This is a genomic window from Piscicoccus intestinalis NBRC 104926 (assembly GCF_001515525.1).
Taxonomy (GTDB): domain Bacteria; phylum Actinomycetota; class Actinomycetes; order Actinomycetales; family Dermatophilaceae; genus Kineosphaera; species Kineosphaera intestinalis.
In genome coordinates, this window is the sequence record NZ_BCNQ01000014.1 from 15,344 (window position 1) to 30,309 (window position 14,966).

General features: G+C 74.6%; 13 protein-coding genes. 8 read left to right on the forward strand and 5 right to left on the reverse strand.

The window, feature by feature from the left end; all coding sequences use genetic code 11:
• The first annotated feature begins 7 nt into the window (after positions 1-7).
• The 3 genes from PINTE_RS04165 to PINTE_RS04175 all read left to right on the forward strand — a co-directional run bounded on the left by PINTE_RS04165 (position 8) and on the right by PINTE_RS04175 (position 4,558).
• Positions 8-1,762 carry an alpha/beta hydrolase gene (locus PINTE_RS04165; protein WP_068426737.1) on the forward strand — a complete coding sequence of 585 codons (1,755 nt, stop codon included), beginning with the start codon at positions 8-10 and terminating at the stop codon, positions 1,760-1,762.
• A 224-nt stretch (positions 1,763-1,986) separates the two neighbouring features.
• Positions 1,987-2,586, forward strand: a complete 600-nt coding sequence (locus tag PINTE_RS04170) for a MerR family transcriptional regulator (protein ID WP_068426740.1) — start codon at positions 1,987-1,989, stop codon at positions 2,584-2,586.
• A gap of 496 nt (positions 2,587-3,082) precedes the next feature.
• Positions 3,083-4,558 (forward strand): serine hydrolase, encoded by a 1,476-nt coding sequence (locus tag PINTE_RS04175; RefSeq protein ID WP_157087074.1) that lies wholly within the window; start codon positions 3,083-3,085, stop codon positions 4,556-4,558.
• A gap of 7 nt (positions 4,559-4,565) precedes the next feature.
• Here the strand turns inward: PINTE_RS04175 and PINTE_RS04180 are convergent, their stop codons facing one another.
• The 4 genes from PINTE_RS04180 to PINTE_RS04195 all read right to left on the reverse strand — a co-directional run bounded on the left by PINTE_RS04180 (position 4,566) and on the right by PINTE_RS04195 (position 8,017).
• Complete coding sequence (locus PINTE_RS04180; RefSeq protein WP_281178823.1) at positions 4,566-5,324, reverse strand: SIR2 family NAD-dependent protein deacylase; 759 nt, start codon at positions 5,322-5,324, stop codon at positions 4,566-4,568.
• Positions 5,309-5,770 carry a hypothetical protein gene (locus PINTE_RS04185; protein ID WP_068426746.1) on the reverse strand — a complete coding sequence of 154 codons (462 nt, stop codon included), beginning with the start codon at positions 5,768-5,770 and terminating at the stop codon, positions 5,309-5,311. Before PINTE_RS04185 ends, PINTE_RS04180 begins: the two co-directional genes overlap by 16 nt.
• Before the next feature lie 162 nt (positions 5,771-5,932).
• On the reverse strand, positions 5,933-7,360 hold the full coding sequence (locus tag PINTE_RS04190) for a MinD/ParA family ATP-binding protein (RefSeq protein WP_174523985.1): 1,428 nt from the start codon (positions 7,358-7,360) through the stop codon (positions 5,933-5,935).
• A 135-nt stretch (positions 7,361-7,495) separates the two neighbouring features.
• The gene (locus PINTE_RS04195; protein ID WP_068426749.1) at positions 7,496-8,017 is read right to left on the reverse strand and encodes a WhiB family transcriptional regulator; all 522 of its coding nucleotides are present in this window, start codon (positions 8,015-8,017) and stop codon (positions 7,496-7,498) included.
• Positions 8,018-8,691: 674 nt separating this feature from the next.
• On the opposite strand from PINTE_RS04195, the gene PINTE_RS04200 reads away from it, so the two are divergent.
• On the forward strand, positions 8,692-9,237 hold the full coding sequence (locus tag PINTE_RS04200) for a hypothetical protein (protein WP_068426752.1): 546 nt from the start codon (positions 8,692-8,694) through the stop codon (positions 9,235-9,237).
• 497 nt (positions 9,238-9,734) lie between these two features.
• Here the strand turns inward: PINTE_RS04200 and PINTE_RS22525 are convergent, their stop codons facing one another.
• Complete coding sequence (locus tag PINTE_RS22525; protein ID WP_245642789.1) at positions 9,735-10,535, reverse strand: Fic family protein; 801 nt, start codon at positions 10,533-10,535, stop codon at positions 9,735-9,737.
• A gap of 196 nt (positions 10,536-10,731) precedes the next feature.
• Here PINTE_RS22525 and PINTE_RS04210 point away from each other — a divergent pair, with 196 nt between their 5' ends.
• From PINTE_RS04210 to PINTE_RS04225, 4 genes are read left to right on the forward strand one after another with little or no spacing between them, the layout of a single operon-like run.
• Positions 10,732-12,030, forward strand: coding sequence for a histidine kinase (locus tag PINTE_RS04210; RefSeq protein ID WP_245642790.1), 1,299 nt, complete (start codon positions 10,732-10,734; stop codon positions 12,028-12,030).
• Between the two features lie 25 nt (positions 12,031-12,055).
• The gene (locus tag PINTE_RS04215; protein WP_245642791.1) at positions 12,056-12,931 is read left to right on the forward strand and encodes a LytR/AlgR family response regulator transcription factor; all 876 of its coding nucleotides are present in this window, start codon (positions 12,056-12,058) and stop codon (positions 12,929-12,931) included.
• A gap of 32 nt (positions 12,932-12,963) precedes the next feature.
• Entirely contained in the window at positions 12,964-13,368 is a 405-nt protein-coding gene (locus tag PINTE_RS04220) for a hypothetical protein (RefSeq protein ID WP_068426755.1), read from the forward strand.
• A gap of 22 nt (positions 13,369-13,390) precedes the next feature.
• Complete coding sequence (locus PINTE_RS04225) at positions 13,391-14,902, forward strand: sodium/solute symporter (protein ID WP_068426758.1); 1,512 nt, start codon at positions 13,391-13,393, stop codon at positions 14,900-14,902.
• Positions 14,903-14,966: the final 64 nt, after the last annotated feature.

The window sequence follows — 14,966 nt, forward strand, 5'->3', positions numbered from 1 at the left end:
GCGCCCCGTGCCCGACCTGCCCGAGGCCTCCGACCTGCCCGAGGTGCCCCGGCCCCGCGACCTGCCCGAGGCGGCCGGGGCGTCCGGGCCGCTCGATCGACCCGCGTCCGATCGGCCCGACCCGGCCGCCATCGAACGGCGGCCGCTGCCCGAGATCCTCACGCAGGCCGCGCAGACGCTGCAGGACGCCCTCGACGGGGCCCGCGCGGCGCACCGCCAGTACGCCCGGCTCGTGGAGGCCGACCGCTCCTGGGCCCGGCTCGACGAGCGCCTCCTCGACGAGATCCGGCTGCGGCGCGCCGACGCCGCGCTGTCGGCCGCGGGGGTGCTCACCGGGTACCTGCGCGCCGAGGCCGACGCGGCGCAGCAGCGCTACCCGCACGTCGACGCCGAGGGCAGGCCGCTGCCGCCGCGGCCCGCCAGCGACGAACCGGTCGTCGTGCGCGACTGGTGGGCCGGGCTCACCCCGGCTCAGAAGGAGCTGCTGCTGCAGGAGGAGACGGCGTGGGTCGGCGGCGCCGACGGCCTGCCCGTCCCCGTTCGGCACGCCGCCAACCTGCGGCTGCTCGACGCCGAGATCGCCCGGCGCGACGCGGTCGTCGAGGCCGTCGAGGCGCGGCCCGGGCAACCGCGCGACGCCGCCGCCGCCGAGGAGGAACGCGACCTGCGCGGGCTGCACAAGCTGCGCGAGATGTTCCCCGCCGAGGCGAGCGCGACGCCCGCACCCGCCGAGCCGGGCGAGCCGTCGGAGCCGGGCGAGCCCACCGAGCCCACCGAGCCCACCGAACGCCGGTACCTCTATCTGCTCGATGCGACGGTCTACCCGCTCAAGGCGGCGATCGTCCTCGGCGACCTCGAGACGGCCGACGCGGTGGTGCTGCACGTGCCGGGGGCGACGACGACCGTGGACCTGCGTCTCGCGCGCGAGACGCAGTGGATGCAGGCCCTGGTCGCGGAGGCCGATCGGCTCGCCGGGTCGCCGGGCCGCGTGGCCGTCGTCGACTGGATCGGCTATCACGCGCCGTACGACATCGCGACGCGCCGGGCGCTCGGCGACAGCGGCGTCAGCGTGCTCGTGCCCGGGGAGGCCAGCGACGAGCGCTACGCCCGCGACGCCGCGCCCGTGCTCGCGCGGTGTGCGCAGGGGCTGCGGGCACTGCAGCCCCGGCCGGTCCGGCTCGTCGCCTCGGGGCACTCCTACGGCGCGTCGGTGGTCGGCCTGGCCCTGGCCGGCACCGGCGTGTTCGACGCGGCGGTCGTCGCGGGCAGCCCGGGACTGTTCACCTCCCGGGCCGCCGACCTGCGGCTGCCGCCGAACCGACTGTTCGCCGCGATCGCGCCGGGCGATCTCATCGCGTTCCTCGGGGTGTTCGGCGGGCAGGTGATCGGCATCGACGGGGTGCGGGTGCTCTCGCCGTTCGCGCGGCGGGCGACGTATCCGGACGGCCGCAAGTCGCTGCTGCGTCAGGTGTGGGGTCACGAGTCGTACTACCAGCCGGGCAGCGCGATCCTGCATCAGATCGCCGCCGTGGTGGTCGGCGCCGACGACGCGCTGCGCGAGATCTCCGTGCCGCGCCTGCTCGCGACCCTGACCCGCAGCGGCGACGCACGAGCTGCGGCCGCAGCCGGTTCCGCCGCCGCGCAGATCGATTCGCTCGGTGCGCAGCAGGATCCGGCGGACGGAGCGCCGGCCGGTCAGCGCGTCGGACAGCCCGTGGAGGGGACCGCCGCCGACACCGCCCCGGACGACCTCGGGTCGTAGGAGTCGGCGACCGACGTCGTCGTGCCGGCTGCGGCACGTGGGTGTCGGCGAGCCCAGTTCGTCGGTGTCGCCGGGCCGCGGCATGTAGTGCCGCCGACCGCGGGGCCGGTGAGGGTACCCTGACTGCCGACCCCACAGGTTTCTCCTAGGTCGTCGACGACGCGTCCGCGGCCCGCGAGGGCCGATCCGCTGCCCGGGCGACCGGGCCGACTCCGGGAGGACGCGTGCCGACTCGCCCCGGGCCGCACGGCCCCGCGACGCCCGACTCACCGCGCCTCGCCGGCCTGCAGCTGCCCCGGGAGCGCGCCCGCCCCGCCCGCAAGATCGGCGGCGCGGACTCCGACCCGACGATGAAGATCGGTCAGGTCGCCGAGCGCGTCGGGCTGAGCATGCGCAGCCTGCGCTACTACGAGGAGGCGGGGCTGATCACCCCCGCCGGGCGCACCTCCGGAGGGTTCCGGCTGTACTCCGAACTCGACGTGCAGCGGCTGCTACTCGTCATGCAGATGAAGCCGTTGGGCTACACCCTCGAGCAGATGCGTCAGGTGCTCGACGACCTCGACACCCTCGGCGGCCGTGGCCCGGGTGGCCAGGGCGGCCCGGGCGGCCAGGGTGGCGCGAAGGACGCCGGCGGTGCGCACGGCCCGGCGAACGTCGCCGTGGCCCGGGAACGGCTCGTCGCCCTGCAGGCCGACGTCGAGGAGCGGTACACCGTGGCCCAGCGGCGGCTGGAGATCGCCTCGATCTTCCGCGAGCACCTGGCCACCGAGCTCGGCGAGGCCGAGGAGCCGGCGGAGCCGCACGAGGCCGACCCCACCGACTGACCCGGCCTGTCCGCATCCGGCCCTGGCCAGCCCGAGCAGCCCCCGCGGCCCCTGGCCCCGCCGGCCCCAACTCACCCAGCCCCAGCCGGCCCCAGCCGGATCCCGGCGGGCCCCAGCCGGCTGGTCAGCCCGACCAACCTTCACCGGCCCACGCCTCCCGGGTCTCGTACGCGCACCGGTGGTCGTTGTGGGCCGTTGCGGGGGCCGGAGACGAGAATGGCTCACATTCTCGGGTCGCGGCGCCACCGGCGCCCTCGTGACCTGCGGTGGTGGACAGGCCGCGCGGCCTCGGAGACGAGTATGTATGCCAACTTCGTCTCAACCCCATTCCTCACCCCGCTCCGGTGGCGATACGAGGCCTCCGGTGGCACGACGACCCGTCGGGAGCGTGCCAAATGTTCGTTTCTGGACCAGGAGGGGGCGACTCGGGAGCGTCTCGGTGGCCGCCCTGCAGCACCTGTCGGGGATGTCGGCGGCGGCGGTTAGGGTGGGGCGCGTGCGACGACGGGCCGGACGACACTTCGCGGTGACGCGGGCGGCGTGCGTCGTGACCGCCGCCGCCCTCGCCCTCGCCGCTTGCGGCGGCGACGGAGGCGACGGCGGTGACGGGTCCGCCTCCCCCGCCGCGACCGGCTCCCCGAACGCCACCGGCTCCCCGAACGCTCCGCAGGCGACCGGCGCGACCGGCAACCCGTCGCCCGCCCAGTCGCCGGTCACGCCGACCGCCACGGCGGGGTTTCCGGCCGACGCGGTCGGCGGCCAGCTGCGCTGGATGGTCGGCCAGATGAACTCGGACACCGTGCAGTCCGACCTGACCGACCGGTTCTCGACGACGTTCCTCACCGAGGTGCCGCCCGCGCAGTGGCTCGTCATGCTCGGGCAGCTGCGGGCGCAGGGCCCGTGGGTCGTCGAGGAGGTCTCGACCCAGGACCGCAGCGGCGCCGCGACGCTCGTCTCGCAGGGCCGCCGGTACCGCCTGACGATGACGCTCGACGACGCCGGCCGTATCGACGGCGCCCTGCTCAACGAGGCCGCCCGCGGGGAGGCCGCGACCGACTGGGCGGGGGTGGTCACGCGCGCCGAACTGGCCGCCCCGCAGGTCTCGATCCTCGCCGCCGACGTCGCGGCCGACGGCCGACTGCAGGTCGTGCACCGCAGCGGCGACCAGGGGCTGCGCCCCATCGCCTCGATGGCCAAGCTGTACGTGCTCGCCGCTGTCACGGAGGCGGTCCGCGACGGCGACCTCACCTGGGACACCCCGCTGACGCTCACCGCCGCCGACAAGACCCTCCCTTCGGGCACCCTGCAGGATCGCGCCGACGGCAGCACGGTCTCCGTGCGGGAGGCAGCGGATCTCATGATCCGCATCTCGGACAACACGGCTGCCGACCTGCTGATCCGCACCGTCGGGGAGCCGCAGGTGCGGGCCGCGGCCAAACGCGCCGGGCACCGGCACCCGGCCGGGATCACGCCGTTCCTCACCCCGCGGCAGATGTTCTGGCTCGGCTACGGCGACTCCGAGCAGGCGAAGGCGGCGCGCTCGGGCTGGGCGGCGGCCGACGAGGCGACGCGCCGACGGCTGCTCGCGGCGGTGCCGATGGACGGCCCCGGCCCGCAGAACATCGACCCGAACAGCGCCCACTGGCGCTCGGGCATCGGCTGGTTCGCCACCCCGGCCGAGGTCGTCGCGGCGCAGCTGTACCTCGACCGGCTCGCCGGCACCCCCGCCGGTCAGCCGCTGCGGCAGATCCTCACGACCAACGGCGGCATCGCGGTCGAGGGCTGGTCGGGGCAGGCGTTCAAGGGCGGGTCGGACTCCGGGGTCATCGCGCTGAGCTTCCTCGCGCCGGCGACGGGCTCGGGCAACCGGCAGGCGCTCGTCATGATCGGCACCGGCGACAAGGCGGTCGACGAGGAGACGTTCGTCGCCGCCGCCGGCGACGCGGCCCGGCTCCTCGCGGCCGCGCGCTGAACCGAAGCTACGCGACCGCGATCGCGGCGAGCAGCGCGGGCAGGCCGCGGGCGGCGGTGTCGCGCCACACGATGTCGACGCGCTCGGAGACGGGCGTGTCCTCGGGGTTGAGCTCGACGACCGGCACGCCGTGGCCGCGCGCGAGGTCGGGCAGCGACGCCGCCGGGTAGACGAGCCCGGAGGTGCCGACGACGAGCACGAGATCGGCGTCGAAGACCGCGTCGGCCGCGGCGTCGAACGCCCCCTGCGGCAGCATCTCCCCGAACCACACGACGCCGGGGCGCACCCGGCCGTCGCACGCGGGGCAGGCGGCCGGCGCCAGCCGCTCCACCGGCTCCGCGGGGATCTCGACCGGGCCGTCGAACGGGCGCTCGCAGTCGGCGCAACGCAACGCGGTGAGGCTGCCGTGCAGGTGAGCCAGCACGTCGCTGCCCGCGCGTTCGTGCAGGTCGTCGACGTTCTGGGTGGCGATCCGCACCTGCGTGCGCTCGGCCCAGCGGGCGAGCGCGCGGTGCCCGGCGTTGGGTTCGACGCCGCGCACCAGGTTGATCCGCCACGCGTACCAGGCCCAGACGAGTTCGGGGTCGGCCTCCCAGGCCTGCGGGGTCGCGAGCATCGTCGGGTCGAAGCGCTCCCACAGGCCGCTCTGCGCGGCGCGGAACGTCGGCACCCCGGATTCGGCGGACATGCCCGCGCCCGAGAGCACGGTGACGCGCCGGGCCGCGGCGGCCAGCTCGACGAGGGCGGGGTTCAGCGGCGCTGCCACTTCAACCCCCGGGCCCGGAGCCGGTCGTGCACCTGCTCGGGCGGCTGCGGCGCGCCCTGCGCGTAGTCGGCGAGCAGCTCCTCGATGATCGTCGTCAGCGGCACGACCTCCAGTTCGGCGCGCGCGTGCGCCCGCGCGAGCAGCCGCGGCGGGAGCCGGAACATCGTCGGTTTGCGGGGCGCGCCCGCTGGCGGCAGCTCCAGGGGCACGGGGTTGCGGCGGCTGCCGTCCTTGCTCGCGCTCGCCAGCTCGACGCGGCGACGGCGGCGCAGCACGCCGAGCGCCTCCTCGTCGGTGATCGGGCCGCGGCCCTCGCTCCACGCGAGCGGCTTCAGCTCCCCCGGGAGCGCGTCCGAGCGGCGCGGCTCCCGGACCCGGCCCAGGCCCGGCTCCGGACGGCCCGCGCGGGGCCGGTCCGTCGAGGCGTCGACGACCTCACCGGTCATGCTGCTCGCGTCTCCCTTGCTCCGACGTGCTCGGACGATGTGCGGCCCATCCGCTGGCACGTGCTGCGATACGCCGATCGCACCGTGCCCGCGGGCAGGACCGCCGAAGGAGTCACTGTACGACCCCGGCCGGGCCGATGTCGGCCCCAGACGCGGGGAGGGTCACGGCGCGACGGGCCACCCGCCGTCCGGAAACCGTTTGGTGATCGAGGCGGCGATGTCGAGGTAGGCCTCCTTCGTCGCGGGGGCGAGCTGCTCCCAGTCGATGAGGGCGCCGTCGGCGACGTGCGGGTCGCTCGGCACGACGATGAGGTCGGCCGCCTGCGACAGGTACGAGCGCACCGCCTCCTTGTCGACGCTGCGGCTGACCAGGTCTTTCGCGGTGAGAACGACGATGCTCGTGCGGGCGAGCCGCTCGAAGCCGTGCGTCTCCAGCCACAGGATCGTCTCGGCCGCGCGACGGGCGCCGGTGATCGACCACGACGCCGGGATGACGACCGTGTCGGCGAACTCGAGGATGCCGCGCATGAGCGGGTGCGTCACGCCGGTGCCGCAGTCGACCTGCACGACGTTGTAGTAGCGCTGCACGACGCCCATGATGCGGCGGAAGTCCTCCGAGCTCAGCGAGTCGCCGAGCTCGGGGTTCGGCTCGCCGGGCAGCATCGTCAGGCGTCCCGCCGTGAGCGTGTACCGCGACAGCGCGTCGAGGCTGTCGATGCGGTCGATGCCCGCGGACAGCTCGGTGATGCCGGCCCGGCTCTGGCCGACGAGCCGCTCGGCGAGGTCACCGGCGTCGGGGTTGGCGTCGATGGCGAACACCGGGTCGGGCCGCAGGTTGGCCATCGCGATCGACGTCGCCGCCGTCGTCGACGTCTTGCTGATGCCGCCCTTGAGGCAGAAGAAGGCGGTGACGTGCTTGCCGCGCAGCTGCCGCGAGATCTCCCGTTCGCGCTCGCGGATCCGCTGTTCCTTGACCGACTGCCCGGGGTTCCAGCGGCCCCCGGTCGTCTCGTACACGAAGCCGCGCCAGCCCATCCGGGGCCGCGGCTCCCGGCGCCGGATCATCGGCGGGTCCTCCGGCGGGTCCCAGTCGGGGTCGGCGGTGTGATCCAGGTACAGCGGCTTGGCCAGCGAGCGACCCGCGCCGTCCTCGTCGCGCACGCGGCGGGGCGGGACGACCCGCACCCCGTCTCCGGCCAGGGCGTTCGGCGGCGCCTTCGGCCTCGCGTTCGAGCCGGTCTCGGCGGGATCGGGCTCGGCGTCGGTGCGGGCGTCGTTCCGTCCGTCGCTGCGGGCATCGTCAGGCGCCTCGGTCGCCGGGTGCGGACGGGCGGTGCGATCGACACGCGGCGTGTCGCCCTGGCCCGCTTTGGCGTACGGACTCGGCGGGATCGTGGCGCGCGTGGCGCCCCCGCGCTCTTCGGCCGTCGGCGCGCCCGGCCTCGCCTCACCCGGCGGCTGCAGCGGAGCCGGTTCGCTCGCGGTGGCCGCCGACCCACCGGTCGGGGCGGGATCGGTTCGCTCGGCGCGCTCGGCACCGGTGGTCACGTCTGGGACCGCGGTGGGGCGGTCGTGCTGGGAAGCGCTCATGTGCGGGGTCACGCAATCTGGAGTCGTCGCGGATGGAACGGCGTGAGCCGGCTCCGGCTCCGCTGCGTTCGGATCGCGGCACCGACTCGTGGTCCGGACCGCGGCGGGCCGTCGAGAGGCCCGCCCCAGGCCGGGTCAGGACGCGCGGGCGCGTTCGCGACGGCGGGCCGCCGCGTTGTGACCGCGGCACTCGTCGCAGCGGCAGCCGCGACGGTAGGAGTTCAGCGAACCGTCTCCGACCGGGTGGGTCGGGGTGCGGTCGGCGTCGCCGGAGATGCGTGCGCGCGAGGCAACAGTCACCTTATGGGCCACGGGACGCACCGAGGCGACGATCTCGGCGAAGTAATGCCGACGCTGCCGGGTGGTCATCGAGGCCCGATAACCGAGGTCGTTCATTCGCAACGCTTCTGACAGACAGTCCTGCCAGACGGGGCAGTCGGCGCAAATTGCGCGAAGACGCGCGGGAACCTGCTCTTCCTCGTATTCCGGCGTCCACTCGTTCGCCGACACCGCGTGCTCGGGCGCGCGGCACGAGGCTCGGTGGTCGAGGATGCGCGACGGACGGCGCACCTTCTCGCGAAGCGTGGTCATCGTCAGCCCCCCAGCCGGCGTGATCACCGTCGTCGGGACCGCGCTGGTCTCGGTCATGGCCTTCATAAACGCCCCCATTCGTCTCGGCCAGGAGTCGGTGGAAGTCTCCGCACACAACGCTGCCGGTGTCAAGAAAACATCGACCCCAGGCGGCGGCGAGGGGAGCCCGCGCAATGCCACGCCGAGCCGCCGTCCGGCCGCCGCATCCGACCCCGCGCACATTCGGTTTCGGACGCCAACTCACCGATCAGCGCACGACAGAGGCATGCCACCGAGAGCGAATTCCGTTGTTGGACAATCGATCAAGACGATTGAACCGATCGAGCGCCGGGAGTCGAATATGCCGACCGACGAGCCTGCCGAATGTGTATATACGCCGGTTGCCAAAGGCGGCTTCACGTGCGGGATCGCACGAAAGACTGATTCGAAACCACTCGGCTTTGTGACGCAGATCACGCATCGCTGTCTGCCATCAGAGACGCGATCGCGTCCCCTCGACGGCCGACACGGCCTCCCGAGGAAGCTCGGGAGGCCTCTCGACGGCTGCCGGCCCTCCGCTCGCGCCCGTCGCCCCGGCCTCGGCTCGTCCGCATCGGGGGCGCGTGGTGGGGGCCGGAAGTGGGAGCGTCGTTGTGGTCGCTTGTCGCCCGCGCCGACCGTGCCTACTGTGTGGCGCGTCGGCAAGGGGCGGCCGACACGCGGCGACAGGGGACGACGTGACACGGATACCTGACCGGGGTGTGCCCCCGATCGACCGGGCCCGGGAGGCGGAGAACCCGCCGATCCGCGAGCCGGGGCTACCCGACGCGCCCGATGTGGCGCAGGTCGTGGCCGACGCGACCCGCGGATCCCGCGCGCAGCAGCCTCCCGAGGGCTACATGACCGCCGAGATGATCGCGTCGGCGCTCGCCCGGGTCACCGGCAAGCGCGCGATCCCGGCCTCGACGATTCGCGGCATGGCCAGCCGGGAGCAGCTGCCCGCGCCGAGCGAGCACAAGTGGGGCCGGCGCAACCTGTGGGCGACCGACGAGATCGAACGGTGGCTGCGCGAGCGGGAGTCGCGGCACGTGCCGCGGGCCACGGTGCGCCAGATCCAGCGTCGCCTCACCGCGATCGACGAGCAGTCGCGGGCCAGCGGCAACGACGCCCGGCTCAAGCAGGCCGTGCGCTCGGCCTACCGCCGCGGGCTGTCGTTCCAGCAGATCGCCGACGCCATCCTCGTCAAGCGCGGAGACCGCCACCCCAGCCGCGAAGCCGTGCGGCTGCGCTTCGGCCCCTACCTCTAGCCCGAGCGCCGACACGCCTGCCCCTCCCGCGAACTCCCCTTTCTCCCGCGGGGGCCACACGCCCCCGGCCACCGCCCAGATGCACCCAACCGGGCAGGCACCTACCCCCGGCCCGCACCGCGTCAGAAACGATGGGAAATTCCGCCGCGCAGACGCGGCAAAACTCCCACTATCTTCCGGCGCCCCGACAGCCCGGAGGGAGACCGGCCGGGCGACCCGCGCCTCAGCCGGAGAACCGACCAGCACGCACGGCGTCGGCGATCCGCTCGCGCTCGTGGACCCCGGCGCCCACCCCGGCACGTCCAATCCGCCCGTGACGACCGGCGGCGGCCTGGCCGCAGAAACGATGGGAGATTCGCCCGCGCAGACGCGGCAAAACTCCCACTATCTTCCGGCGCCCGGACACCCCCGGCAGGAGACCGGCGGGCCGACCCGCGGCACAGCCGCGAAGCCAGGCGCACTGACGCCTCAGCCGGAGAGCCGGGCGCCCTGACGCCTCAGTCGGAGAGCCGGCCGGCACGCACGGCGTCGGCGATGCGCTCGCCCTCGTGGGCGCCGGCGACGACGGCGTCGGCGCAGTGCTCGATCCAGGCGGTCAGGCCGGCGCGGGTGCCTGTCGCGTACGCGCTGAGCGCGCCCGTGTACGCGGTGACTCCGGCCTCCAGGTGGCCGAATTCGGGCACGCCGACGCCGGTCGGGTCGAGGCCGCGGGCGCGCAACAACGCCCGCTCTGCCGCGCGGGCGACCAGCGCGTTGCCCCCCGTGAATGGGCGGACGAGCGCGATCTCCGCGTGCACGAGCGCGGCCACGAGCGGGGCCGGTGCCGAGGTGGCGCGCACGAGGTCGCCGATGCCCGCCAACCGCTCCCCCACGTCGGACGGCGGCGCGGGCAGCATCGCGAACTCGGGCTCGGGTGGGTCCGCCGCGGTGCGCGGACGCCCGAGGACCTCCGCCGACACGAGTGGTTGGGCGGCCGCCAGGTGCAGCCGCGCCAGGCCCTGCGCCGCGGCGGCGGAGGCGCCGGACAGGTAGCGCAACAGCTGCTCGGTCTCGGCGGTGGCCTGCACGGCCCCGCGCAGCCGGTCCCAGGTCGGGTCGCTCGGCTGCGGCCAGCGGGCGGCTCCGGTGACGAGGTCGCGCACGACGTCCAGCGGCACGCGGGCCCCGTCGAGTCTGGCGCTCGCCCACGCCCCGCGCACCCGCGACTCGGCCGCCGCCTCGGGGATGCGCCGGCGCAGGCCCTCATGGAAGCGCAGCCGGGTACACGCCTCACGCGCCCGCTCGCAGGCCTGCGCCACCGCCGGCCAGGCCGCGATGAGCGCCAGCGGGTCGTCGGTCTGCGGCCGCGGTCCACCGGACGCGGCGCCGCCGGACGCGGAGACGCCAGGTGCAGACGCACCAGGTGCAGACGCAGCAGGCCCAGTGGCGCCTGGCGCGGCAGCGCGTGCGTGCTGATCGGGCTCGTCGGACACCCGCGCAGCCTACAGTCGAGGGGTGCTGCTGATCGGAGGCCCGGCCGCTCCCCTGCTCGCCGCGGCCTGCGCGGCCGCGGCGCCGGCCCACCTGCCGTCGCCGACGACGGGGGCGGCGCTGGTGGCGATCCACGACGACGGCGTGCCCGACTGGATCGTCGCGACGATCACCCTCGCCGCGGCGATCGTGTGCTGGACGCTGGTCACCTTCGTCGCGCGCCGCCGCACGGCGATGACCTCGCCGGCCACGGCCGCCACCTACCAGGCCCTGCACACCGCCTCCCTCGCGGCGCGGCACCTGCGCAACGGCCTCACGCCCGACGCCGCCGAGCGCGCGGCCCGGGAACTACGCCCGCTGCTCGGAGTCAGCGCGGTCGCCTTCTACGACGGCGGCGGCCTGCTCGCCTGGGAGGGCCGGGGGACGCACCACGCCGACCGCCTCGCCGACCACGCCGGGGCGGTGCTCGCCGGCGGTCACACGGTGCGCCTCAACGCGCGCGACCTGGAGTGCGACCGCCCCGACTGCCCGGTGCGCGGCGCGATCCTCGCACCCGTGATCTGCGAGGAACGCGTGATGGCGGTGCTCGGCTCCTTCGACACCCACGTCTCGGCCGACCTCGTGCGGGCCACGCAGGCGGTCGCCGACTGGGTCTCCACCCAGGTCGAGCTCGCCGAACTCGACCGCGAGCGCGGCCGCACGATGGAGGCGGAGCTGCGGGCCCTGCGCGCCCAGATCAGTCCGCACTTCGTCTACAACGCGCTCGCCGCGATCGCCTCGTTCGTGCGCACCGACCCCGTGCGGGCTCGCGAGTTGCTGTTGGAGTTCGCCGACTTCACCCGCTACTCGTTCCGCGCGACGGGGCAGGTCACGCCCCTGGCCGACGAGCTGACCAATATCGAGCGCTACCTGGCGCTGGAGGAGGCCAGGTTCGGCGATCGCCTCGTCGTCAACCTCATGGTCGCGCCCGAGGTGCTCGGCGTCAGCGTGCCCTCGCTGGCCGTGCAGCCGCTCGTGGAGAACGCCGTGCGGCACGGCATCGAGGCCAAGGAGGGCCCCGGGCACATCTCGATCAGCGCCGTCGACGTCGGCTCCGAGGCCGAGATCACCGTCGAGGACGACGGCGTCGGCGCCCGCCCGGAGCAGGTGCGCGCGGTGCTCTCCGGGGAGCCGGGCGGCGACCACGTCGGGCTCGCCAACGTCGACGCGCGGCTGCGCGCGACCTACGGAGACGGGTACGGCCTTGTCGTCGAAACCGCCCTCGGAGCCGGGACCAAGGTCAGCTTTCGCGTACCCAAGTTCAGCCCTCACGTGCACGGATGACCCCGGTTCGACATACCCTGCGGCCATGATGACGGCCAACGGTGGCCAGGGCGGGTTCGTCGGCGCGCACCAGGGCGGCGCCGACGGGCGCGACCGGCAATCCGACCTGGCGGGTCTGGTCGCTGCGGAGCGCGACGGACACCCGCCGCTCCTGCATGCCCTGGTAGTCGACGACGAGGCACCCGCCGCAGCCGAACTCGCGTGGCTGCTCGAGCAGGACGAGCGCATCGGCCCGGTGCGCACCGTGCATTCGGGTGCCGACGCGCTGCGGGCGCTGGATTCCGCGCCCGCCGACGTCATCTTCTGCGACATCCACATGCCCGGGCTCGACGGCATGGAGCTGGCCCGCGTGCTCGGCCGGTTCGCCGAACCGCCGCAGATCGTCTTCGTCACCGCCTACGGCGACCACGCCGTCGGGGCCTTCGAGGTCGCGGCGGCCGACTACGTCATGAAGCCGGTGCGACAGGCCCGGCTCTCGGAGGCGGTGCGCAAGGTGCACGCCCGGCACAGCCTGTCCGCTGCTCCCGCCGCGCCGCCCGCGAGCACCGAGCCCGCCGACGAGACGATCCCCGTCGAGCTCGGCGGCGTGACGACGTTCGTGCAGCGCTCCGACATCCTCTACGTGCAGGCCCAGGGCGACTACGCGCGGCTGCACACCGCCTCCGCCTCCCACCTCGTGCGGATGTCGCTGACGAACCTCGAGGAGCGTTGGGGCCCGGCCGGATTCGCGCGTATCCACCGATCCACGCTGGTGAGCCTGCCGGCCGTCGACCAGGTGCGGATCGAACGCGGCCGGTGCGTGGTGCGGCTCGGCGACATCGAGCTGCAGGTCAGCCGCCGGCACACCCGTGAGCTGCGCGACCGGCTGCTGCGGCTGCCGGGCCGCCGGCGCCCCGAGTAGCGGGTCGGGAGCGTGCCGATGAGAGTGCGCCGATGAGTCTGTCCGGACTGCCCGGCCGCGGCCAGACGCCCAAGCGGGTGCGCGTCACCTCCCCCCGCCGGCAGGCCGCGCGGCGCCCGCCGAGCCGCCTGCTGTCGCAGGAGATCGACGAGCAGACCGCCCTCGGCGAGATCTACATCGACGCCCTCCTGGAGGCCCAGCGTCGCCTGGCCACCAGGCTGCTCGGCGGCATCGCGCTCCTACTCGCCGCGACGCTGGCCGCGTTCCTCGCGGTGCCCGCCGTCCACGGCGCCCGGATCGGGCCGCTGCCGGTGACATGGCTGTGGCTCGGGGTGGCCAGTTACGCGCTGCTCGTCGTGGCCGCCGTGGCCTACCTGCGGGCCACCGAGCGCGTCGAACGCGAGTTCATCGAGCTCGTGCGGCGGTCTCGATCATGAGGCGCGATCGCGAGGCGCGCACATGACCCCGGAGCCGTGGCTCGCGGTGCCGATCGCGCTCGTGTGCGTGCTGACGATGCTCGGCGGCATGTACGGGCTGCGGCTCTCCCGCACGACCTCCGACTTCTACGTCGCCGGCCGCGCCGTCGGCCCGTGGACCAACGCCTCCGCCATCGGCGGCGAATACCTCTCGGCTGCCTCGTTTCTCGGCGTCGCAGGCATCGTCTACCTCGGGGGCGTCGACACCCTGTGGTTTCCCGTCGGCTACACGCTCGGGTACCTCGTGCTGCTCGCGCTCGTGGCCGCGCCGCTGCGCCGCTCCGGCGCCTACACCGCGGGCGACTTCGCCCAGGCCCGCCTCGACGACCTCGGCGCCCGCCGGCTCAGCGCGCTGCTCGCCGTGCTCATCGGCTGGCTCTACCTGCTCCCCCAGCTGCACGGAGCCGGGCTCGCCCTGCGGAGCCTGACCGGTGCCCCCACGTGGGTCGGCGGGCTCCTCGTCACCGTGGTCGTCACCCTCAACGTCGTCGCCGGCGGCATGCGCTCGGTGACGCTGGTGCAGGCCGTGCAGTACTGGTTCAAGCTCGCCGCGATCGCCGTGCCCGCGGTCGTGCTCGTCGCCGTGTGGTGGGCGCAGGGCCAACCCCCGCCGCGCCTCGACCTCGCGACGCCGATGGCCGACAGCGGCCTGGCGATCGGCGCGTACTCGACGGTCAGCACCCTCATCGCCCTGTGCCTGGGCACGATGGGGCTGCCGCACGTCATCGTGCGCTTCTACACCAACCCCGACGGCCGCGCGGCCCGCCGCACGACGGTCGCGGTCATCGCGTTGCTCGGCGCGTTCTACCTGTTCGCGCCCGTTTACGCCGTGCTCGGGCGGGTCTACGTCGAGCAGGGACGGGTGCCCGCCGACGCGATGATGCTGCTGCTGCCGCAGGTCATGCCGCTGGGGTCGGCCGGCGACGCACTGCTCGCGCTGCTCGCGGCGGGCGCGTTCGCGGCGTTCCTGTCGACCGCCTCCGGGCTGGCCGTCGCCGTGACCGGAGCCCTCGACCAGGACCTCGTCCGGCCCGCGCTGTACCGCCTCACCTCCGGCGACACCGATGGCGTGCACAGCTTCCGGGTCGCGGCGCTGCTGGCGACCGTAGTTCCGGCCGTGCTGTCTCCGGCGATCGGATCGATCGGGCTGGCGACGACCGTGACCTTGGCGTTCGCCGTCGCCGCCTCGACGTTCTGCCCGTTGCTCGTGCTCGGCGTCTGGTGGCGCGGACTGTCGGTGACCGGCGCGCTCGCCGGCATGAGCACCGGCGGGCTGCTCTCGATGGGGGCCGTCGTCGCCACCGTCGCCGACCTCGTACCGCGGGGGCCGTGGCACGTGCTCGTGTCGAACCCGGCCGCCTGGAGCGTGCCGATCGCCTTCGCGACCACCTACCTCGTGTCGAGGCTCACCCCTGCCCGCGTGCCGGCAACGACGCTGGCCACGATGGTGCGGCTGCACGCCCCCGAGGGGTGGCTCGCCCGCCCCCGGCCCTGAGCCCGACCGCGGCGCCGGCCCCACGACCGCTCGGCGTGCACGACCGACCGCTTGTCGTGGCCCG

Bases quoted from the DNA above. Each gene is read 5' to 3' on its own strand.
- PINTE_RS04185 (WP_068426746.1), bottom strand. From the start codon at position 5,770: ATGACCGGTGAGGTCGTCGACGCCTCGACGGACCGGCCCCGCGCGGGC.
- PINTE_RS04190 (WP_174523985.1), bottom strand. From the start codon at position 7,360: ATGAGCGCTTCCCAGCACGACCGCCCCACCGCGGTCCCAGACGTGACC.
- PINTE_RS04195 (WP_068426749.1), bottom strand. From the start codon at position 8,017: ATGAAGGCCATGACCGAGACCAGCGCGGTCCCGACGACGGTGATCACG.
- PINTE_RS04215 (WP_245642791.1), top strand. From the start codon at position 12,056: ATGATGACGGCCAACGGTGGCCAGGGCGGGTTCGTCGGCGCGCACCAG.
- PINTE_RS04220 (WP_068426755.1), top strand. From the start codon at position 12,964: ATGAGTCTGTCCGGACTGCCCGGCCGCGGCCAGACGCCCAAGCGGGTG.
- PINTE_RS04225 (WP_068426758.1), top strand. From the start codon at position 13,391: ATGACCCCGGAGCCGTGGCTCGCGGTGCCGATCGCGCTCGTGTGCGTG.